General features: G+C 60.1%; 5 protein-coding genes. 4 read left to right on the forward strand and 1 reads right to left on the reverse strand.

Translation table 11 applies throughout. The annotated features are described in order from the left end of the window. Positions 1-308: 308 nt before the first annotated feature. Complete coding sequence (locus tag PHV01_RS06940) at positions 309-1,487, reverse strand: MFS transporter (RefSeq protein WP_337290424.1); 1,179 nt, start codon at positions 1,485-1,487, stop codon at positions 309-311. Between the two features lie 116 nt (positions 1,488-1,603). Between PHV01_RS06940 and PHV01_RS06945 the strand changes: the two genes are divergently transcribed. From PHV01_RS06945 to leuS, 4 genes are all read left to right on the forward strand, one after another. Next, positions 1,604-2,329 carry a 2-phosphosulfolactate phosphatase gene (locus PHV01_RS06945; protein WP_337290425.1) on the forward strand — a complete coding sequence of 242 codons (726 nt, stop codon included), beginning with the start codon at positions 1,604-1,606 and terminating at the stop codon, positions 2,327-2,329. A 178-nt stretch (positions 2,330-2,507) separates the two neighbouring features. Further along, the gene (locus tag PHV01_RS06950; protein WP_337290426.1) at positions 2,508-3,116 is read left to right on the forward strand and encodes a response regulator; all 609 of its coding nucleotides are present in this window, start codon (positions 2,508-2,510) and stop codon (positions 3,114-3,116) included. 190 nt (positions 3,117-3,306) lie between these two features. Beyond that, on the forward strand, positions 3,307-4,278 hold the full coding sequence (locus PHV01_RS06955; RefSeq protein WP_337290427.1) for an IS481 family transposase: 972 nt from the start codon (positions 3,307-3,309) through the stop codon (positions 4,276-4,278). 242 nt (positions 4,279-4,520) lie between these two features. After that, the coding region (gene leuS / locus PHV01_RS06960; RefSeq protein ID WP_337290428.1) for a leucine--tRNA ligase at positions 4,521-6,899 on the forward strand (2,379 nt) is incomplete at its 3' end.

Raw genomic sequence — 6,899 nt, forward strand, 5'->3', positions numbered from 1 at the left:
AAATCTTCCCAGTACTCTGTGATCTCAGGCTCGAACAGAGGTCGCCGATCGAGGAGAATATGAAGGAGACGCTCCGTTACTGTTTCCTTTGCCGCAAGCGAATCAAGCTCCAAGGAACCTTTCTCCTTGCGGAAGGACCAACCTCGGATATTGTCCGGAGTGTCTGCTGCCATTGCTATCTTCGCAGGAGCCTCGAAATTCGCGAGGCATTGAGAAGAGAGCGCGAAGAAGGATTCATCCGCTAGCCAGGACCTGTGGGGCGCGGTTCGCGCATACGTGAGGCATTCTCGTCAGCCGATGCCGCCAGGTTATATGTTCTTTACCTGGACCATCAGTATGACGCCTGATGCTGCGATAACCAGCAGTGCTGCCATCACGAGATCCGTCCCCAGAGTGCCGAGTAATCCCGCAGCCGCTCCGCCCGCAAAGCTGCCGAGAAATTGCAGAGAACTGAATATCCCCAGCGCTGCCCCGTACACGGTCTTCGGTGACGCTTTGGTGATGAGGCTGGGGAGAATCGGTTGAAGGCTGGTGTAGCCGGCAAAGAAGAGTATGCCGGCAACAGTGAGGAGCAGGAGCGGATGGGCTTGGAGCCCAAGGTCAGCCCCTCGAAAGAGCAGCCACCCACTGATCGCAAGAACAACGAAGGCCATCACGCCCATCGATTTTGCCCGGCCCAGGTCGGCTGCCCTGGAGGCCACAAACATCACAGCAGCGGCGACGAGGACCATCGGGCCAAGCAAGAGGTAGTAACTTTGCAGGGGCAGGTGGCGGCGAGCCAGCAAGGGAAAATAGAAGAAGAAGCTGCTCATGAAGAACGACATGAGGAATCCACAGACACCCAGCTTGATGATGTCGGCGATCTTAAACACCGAAGCAATCGATGGCCGGTCGCCGGAGACGTCAGCCGTTCCTCGCTCCCCTGGCGGCTCCTTGATCGCCACTGCCAGGTAGATGGATGCGACCAGGCTCAGAAGGCCGGATAGCCAGAAGAGGGACGCATAACCGCTGAGGCTGGCGATCATCGGTCCAGCCAGGATGCCGCCGACGAAGGAGAGGCCGATGGAGATCCCGAGGAAGGCCATTGCGGTTGCGCGGTTATTCTCTTCGACCGAATCGGCCACCATGGCGAATGCGACAGAGCTGACGGCGCCGGTCCCTTGGATCAGGCGCGCGGCGATGAGGGCGAAGATGTTGGGAGGGACGGCGGCCAGGATGGAGCCCACGCTGTGGAGCGTGAGGCCGATGAGCAAGAGCGGTTTTCGCCCAAATCGGTCGGACAGCCAGCCGAACGGGATCTGGAGCAGGGCATTGGCCAGCCCATAGCTACCGAAGGCAAGACCGATCAGCGGTTTTGAGCTGGTAAATTGCTCCCCATAGAGCGTAAAGACGGGAAGCACCAGAAAGATGCCGAGCATCCGAATCGCGATGGCGGCGCTCAGTGTGGCGATGGTTCGCTTTTGATCCGACGAAAATCTCGCACCCATTGTCCGGAACCTTCCTGTCGAAGGATGATGGCCGCCTGTTCATAGCAGGTCTTCAGAGGGGTGTCAATGGATTCGGTGCAGGGCGCTCATGAGATTACCGGGCTGGGAGAACTATCGTGATTATCGACGTGGCATTTAGTCGATTGGACCCGACCTGCCGGTCCGCCTCCGGTCGAGCAGTGGCCGTGATCGACGTGATACGAGCCACCACGACCATCATCATGGCGCTGCACCACGGTTGTGCTGGTGTCATCCCTGTGCGGACGCTGAGCGAGGCCAAGGCCGTGGCGAAAAAACTTGGCGGAGGCGTCCTGCTTGCGGGAGAACGGGAAGCAGATAGGGCGGTAGGCTTTGAACTTGGGAATTCTCCAGCCGAATATGGGCGAGAGCGGGTCAAGGGTAAGACGGTTGTCCTGACGACAACCAACGGGACCCGAGCATTCCAGGCTGTCCAAGGGGCTCAGGTAATAATCGCCTGCTCATTCTTAAATGCGGCGGCCGCTGCGCGCCGGCTCACAGATACCGGCCTCGACATCCTTATTGTGTGCGCGGGTAAGCATGGCCGTTTCTGCCTGGAAGACGCCGTAGGCAGCGGGATATTGATCGATCGCGTGCTCAACATCTCTGATCGCGCGTGTGAGTTCAGCGATTCCGCCAGGGCCGCCCACCAACTCTTTACAACCTATCAAAACGACCTGCTTGGGATGCTTCGAGGTTGCGAATGGGGAAGAAAGATCATTCAAAAAGGCTTTGGGGCGGACCTGGAGATCTGCGCGCAAGTGGATCTGACCGACATCGTGCCTGTCATGCGGGAAAGTCGGCTCATGGGTGAGCGGGTATGAGGATTGCGTACGACGTCAAATTCAGCCACAAGGAGAAGTACTAAGGTCTAGTCGAGCCAAGAGTGTTGTATGTGATCTGACGCTAAATTATAGTTGCTTGCGATGGTGTAGTCTGTTACATAATAGTGGGTTATGGGCTGACGAGTGAGCACTCTGGTGAGACGAGACGTAGAATTCGATGGAAGAACTAACAATCAAGAGTCTGTCGGCGGTCATGGCAGTGTCGGCGAGGGGCCGGTCTTTTACCCTCGACCAACTTCTCGGGACCGCCCTTGAAGAGTTACTGAAGGCCCTTGACGACACGGTCCTAGGCTGGATTTGCCTAGCCCACGAACAGCTCCCTGACGGTCTGATCGAGCCTGCCGTCACCAAGCTCCGGTCGGCCCCTGAACAGAAATCGACGCCGATCGCCAAGCTGGGACGCATCCTGGTTATTGACGATGATGAATTTGTCCGTACGCTCCTCTCCGATGTCCTACGGGCGGCCGGCCACACCGTAGTGCAAGCAGCGGGTGGTAAAGAAGGGCTGCACCGTTTTCATCAGGGCGGCTTCGATCTTGTCCTGACCGACCTGGGCATGCCGGAGTGCTCAGGGTGGGAGGTTGCGGCGGCCGTCAAGAAAATGGCTCCCCAGACCCCCGTGGCCCTCATCACCGGGTGGGAACTCACCCTCGACCGGGGGAAGTTGAAAGAGGCCGGAGTCGATCTGGTATTGAATAAGCCTTTTCATGTCGTTGAGGTCAGACGGCTTGTGGCGGAGGCATTGACGCTCCGTGAAACGATCTAGCAGAGCGGCGTCACGCACACTCTGCCAGATCGCTACCGCGCAACATGGATCCGACCCGCATGGTGGACCCACTTGTCAAGACGAGTTTTAGAGGTATTAGTAGAGTTATCATACATGGGTAACACTCCCTCCTGTGGTAGAAGAGTGGTGGTCGTCCAACTCGTCCACCCAACCAGGAAGGAGGTTACCCGTGCCACACCTTATCAGGGAACAGCGGATTCGGCAACGGTTGAACTGGTTTCAGAAGGCCCGAGAGTTGGGTTCCGTCACGGATGCCTGCTGCTTCTTCGGGATCTCCCGCAAGACCTACTACAAGTGGCAGCATCGCTACGCCGCGAGCCAGGGGGATCGGCTGAGTCTCGCCGATCGCTCCCGGCGGCCCCATGCCCATCCCCGGCAGGTGGGAATCCGGATGGCCCGCCGGCTCCGACGGTGGCGACGACGGACCGGGTATGGCCCCCGACGGCTCCGGTGGCACCTGCAGCGCACGGGGCTCCGAGGCGTCCCGAGTGTCTACGGTATCCACCGGGTGCTGCAGCGGGCGGGGTTGCTCACGCGGCATCGCACACGCCCCAAGCACCGACAGCGCTACGTCATGCCCCAGCCGGGCGACTGTGTGCAGGTGGACATCAAGTATGTACCGTATTGCGTGGAGGGGCGCCAGGTGTACCAGTACACGGCTCTCGATGACTGTACCCGACTGCGGGTCGTGCGCATCTTCCCGGAACTGACCAACCGCGCGGGGCTCACCTTCCTGACGATGCTCCGCTCGGCGTTTCCGTTCCGCGTCCGGCAGGTCCAGACGGACAACGATGCCACCTTCACGAACTGGTACACGGGCGCCCCCAAGACGGCCCCGGAGCGGGCGGTCCGGCTGCACCCGTTCACGCTGGCCTGCGCGGCGGCGGGGATTCGTCACCGCACCATCCGGCCTCGCAGCCCGCACCTGAACGGCAAGGTCGAGCGCAGTCACCGGATTGATGGCGAGGAGTTCTACCGGGTCTGGCGGTGTCGCACGTTCGCCGATCTCCAGAAGCGGCATCGTCGGTTCAATCAGTTCTACAATACGGCGCGACCCCATGGGGGCCATGGGGGCCGCACGCCCCTCGAGCGCCTCCGGCAGTTCGCCCCCTTCCGGGGCTTACGCCGGTTGTACCTCTAAGTGGGGCCCCGCCGGCGCGGGCGCCCCTGACCTCGCGCCCGCGCCGAGGCGGGGATGGGGGAGCGGAGGTGTTACCCATGTTTGACAGGATTACAAGTTTTAGAGGTATTTAAGTTACACTTATTGATACTCATGCGCTTGTGCCCCAGGCGCATGACGCATTGCTTCGCGCTTGCGTAATCCGACCGCCTGTGTTACGTTTTCAGCCGATTTCAGCCTTTACCAGGCCAGGAGAACAGCTAATGGCGCGGGGCTACGACTTTAAGGCGATCGAGGCGAAGTGGCAGCGGGCGTGGGAGGAGAGTGGCGCCTTCGCGGCCACGGAAGAGCCGAGGAGGCGCAAGTTCTACCTCCTGGAGATGTATCCCTACCCGTCCGGCAGGATCCATATGGGCCACGTTCGCAACTATGCGATCGGCGACGTGCTGGCTCGGTTCCTTCGAATGCGTGGGTACAATGTATTGCACCCGATGGGCTGGGACTCCTTCGGTTTGCCTGCGGAGAACGCGGCCATCGAGCACCGCACGCACCCGGCCACGTGGACCTACGACAATATCGCCTACATGCGAACCCAGCTCAAATGGATGGGGTTCTCCTACGATTGGCAGCGTGAGATCACGTGCAGCGATCCCGACTATTACAGGTGGGGACAGTGGCTCTTTCTGAAGCTGTATGAGAAGGGACTGGTCTATAAGAAATCCTCTGCTGTCAACTGGTGTGAGGCTTGTCAGACCGTTTTGGCCAATGAGCAGGTGGAGGGAGGGCTCTGCTGGCGGGACGGGACGCCGATCATCCAGAAGGAACTGCCGGGATGGTTCTTCAGGGTCACCGCCTACGCTGAGGAGTTGCTGAGCGGCTTGGATGAGCTCCCCGGATGGCCTGAGCCGGTCAAGGTGATGCAGCGCAACTGGATCGGCAAGAGCATCGGGGCGGAGGTGCGCTTCCCGCTCGCCGAGCGAGAAGAGGCGTTGACGATCTTTACCACCCGACAGGACACGCTCTTTGGGGCAACCTTTATAGTTTTGGCTCCGGAACATCCGCTTGCGCTTAGCCTCTCGAAAGACACACCGCAGGAGCAGCGCGTTAGGGCCTTCGTCGACCGAATGAAGCTGGAAGACAGGACGCAGCGAGCCGTAGCCGACGCCGGCAAGGAGGGGGTGTTCACAGGCGCCTACGCCGTCAACCCACTCACGCACGAGCGGATTCCCATCTGGATCGGTAACTTTGTCCTGCTGGAGTACGGTACCGGCGCTATTATGGCGGTCCCGAGCAATGACCAGCGCGACTTTGAGTTTGCAAAGACGTACGGTCTGCCGATCCGCTTGGCCGTGAAGCCCGTCGACGCCGATCTGGATGAGGGCAGTATGCAACAGGCGCACGAAGGGGAGGGGGTGCTGGTCAACTCCGGCCCGTTCACCGGCATGGGCAGCGCGCAGGCGCGCGAGGCGATCGCGGACTTCCTGGAACGGAGGGGAATCGGGAAGCGGACGGTGAACTATCGACTCCGCGACTGGGGGATCTCACGACAGCGCTATTGGGGCAACCCGATCCCGATCGTGTACTGTGATGGGTGTGGGGTAGTCCCGGTCCCGTACCAGGAGTTGCCGGTCATCCTGCCTCAGGACGTCCAGATTACGATGAAGGGGGGCTCCCCGCTTCAGAAGGTCGCCACGTTTGCCCATGTTGCATGTCCACGGTGCGGCGGTCCAGCCAGGCGAGAGACCGATACCATGGACACCTTTGTCGATTCGTCCTGGTATTTTCTCCGGTTTACCAGTCCTCACGCCCAGGATGGACCGGTCACTTCTGCGCGCGTCAACTACTGGATGCCGGTGGATCAGTATATCGGGGGGATCGAGCATGCGGTCCTCCACTTGTTGTACGCCCGCTTCTTCACCAAGGCGGTTCGCGACCTCGGCCTCATTGCTGTCGATGAGCCGTTCACGAGACTGTTGACGCAGGGGATGGTGTGTAAGGAGACCTACCGGTGCCCGGAGCATGGGTTTCGATTGCCGGAGGAGGTGGACACGGCTCGCGCCTGCAAGGCATGCGGCCATCCGATCGAGATCGGGCGGATCGAGAAGATGTCAAAATCGAAAAAGAACGTGATCGATCCCGAGGACCTCTTGACGCGGTACGGGGCCGATACGGCCCGACTGTTTTGCCTGTTCGCCGCCCCGCCGGAAAGAGATCTGGAGTGGTCTGACCAGGGGGTGGAGGGATCGTTCCGCTTTCTGAGTAGAATCGTCCGTCTTATTGAGGACCAGGAGACGCCCCTTAAACAACCTTCCACGCCAATACCCTTCCAGAGGCTCGTTGCAGGTCGCGACTTGTACCGAAAGGCCCAGCAAACGATCAAGCGAGTCACAGAGGATATCGAGGAGGAGTTTCACTTTAATACGGCCATCAGCGCCCTTATGGAGCTTGTCAACGAGATGGGCCGCTTTGAACTGGTTGGGCCTGCGGACGAAGCTGATGAGCGGCGCTTTGCCTACAGCTATGCCGTCGAGACCCTTCTGCTGCTGCTGTCACCCTTTGCGCCGCATCTGTGCGAGGAACTCTGGGAACGACTCGGTCGCAGCGGAAGCATCTTTCACGCGGCCTGGCCGACCTACGACCCG

The organism is Candidatus Methylomirabilis sp., assembly GCF_028716865.1.
In the GTDB taxonomy this organism is placed as follows: domain Bacteria; phylum Methylomirabilota; class Methylomirabilia; order Methylomirabilales; family Methylomirabilaceae; genus Methylomirabilis.